The sequence below is a fragment of the Priestia flexa NBRC 15715 genome (genome assembly GCF_001591565.1).
Taxonomy (GTDB): Bacteria; Bacillota; Bacilli; order Bacillales; family Bacillaceae_H; genus Priestia; species Priestia flexa.
Genome location: NZ_BCVD01000227.1, coordinates 1 through 1,454, shown reverse-complemented (window position 1 = coordinate 1,454; position 1,454 = coordinate 1). Strand labels below are relative to the sequence as shown.

Sequence of the window (1,454 nt, the reverse complement as noted above, 5' to 3'; positions counted from 1 at the left end):
ATAATTAATAAATTCCATATTACACCTCTACATTCATATAATTCTATTATACTAGTTTTTTGCCAGACAAAAAACAAAAATAAAACAAAAATTTAAGTTTGACTAATATAAATTAAAAGGTTTTATTAAGTTAGTACCATACCTCCTCAAGTTTTATCCGACACATCCTCCTTGTGTATATAAACTTGTTAAACCGACCACGCATTTTACTATTCCTCATTTTATGAAGAGAGCAGCCATCCCCGGCTGTTCTTTTTTATATTGGAATATCTTTTACCCCTCCTACTCTCAACTTTATATTAAAGCTACCAAAATACTAAATGCCAAATTAATTATAATTTGGGAATAAAATCTATTTTTATGGGTTTATTTTACATAAAAGGAATGTTACTATTGTAAACGGAGGGTAATAGTTGTAAAATTTAGGAGGTAACAAGGTTGGATAGCAAAGTATTTTCTATGTTTAAGAGAGTTTTAGTGGTAGCTAGTTTATTATTAGTTTTTACATCTGTTTTTAATTTTAAAACGATTGGAACACAAGCAGCGGAAAATGTAGATAGTGAGAATCTAACAGATGAAGAGTTAGATCAAGAACTTGCACTCATAGATGAAGAAGCCTCAAATGGTGAGCTTGAATTTCTAGATGCAGAAGATATGGACAATGTTGATGTATATACTGATGATGAACTCGCTACAATGGAAGAAGGTTTTTCTTTAATCGAAAGTCTTCCAGATGAATTAGCGACTGAAGATAAAACTGTCGAGAGATTAGATTGGATGATTGATAACACAGACGATTCAGAGTTGCAGTCTGCACTAATAGCAGAAAAACAAAAACTTACTAATGAAGTACCAGTTATTGCTGCGTTTTCAGCATGGAAATGTGCTAAAGGAATCGCTACTGCTATAGCACAAAATGCTGTTCCAATTGCTAAGGTATTAAAAATAAAAAAAGCGATTAAAGTTGCCGGTGGTACAGCTAAATTTGCTAACAAGCTTGTTCAGTCGTATGATTACTATTCAAGAATTAGAAAGCCTGGTAGCAGAGTAGCTAAGTATTCTAAAACAACAGCTATGAAACTAGCATTGAAAAAGACAGCTAGAGCTACACCAGATGCTTTTGACGCATTATACGCACTCCTAGGAATAGACTCGTTTATTAATGGTTGTCTAAAGTAAGCTTAACTTATATCCTTGGAGTAGCTTTTTAAAGTTAAAGGGGATTGTTTTATATGTTTAGTAAAAAAAGAACATATCAAATATTAATAGCTATTGTTGGAATTGCATTTATCATTTATAACTACACATTAAAATCTAGTGTAAGTGAAACGACAGATTCCTATATTATTTTCCCTATTAGTATTGTATTGCTTCTATTATTTGCTTTTATGTACGTGAAAATAGATAAAAAAAATGACTAAAAACGACTTTTCGTTTTCCCTCCTTAAACCCTT

1 protein-coding gene is annotated in these 1,454 nt (G+C 31.4%); it reads left to right on the top strand.

Annotation, left to right across the window (positions count from 1 at the left end; genetic code table 11):
- Positions 1 to 438: 438 nt before the first annotated feature.
- A complete protein-coding gene (locus BFL01S_RS19540; RefSeq protein ID WP_061786712.1) occupies positions 439 to 1,179 on the top strand; it encodes a hypothetical protein in 741 nt (246 codons plus the stop codon).
- Positions 1,180 to 1,454 lie beyond the last annotated feature (275 nt).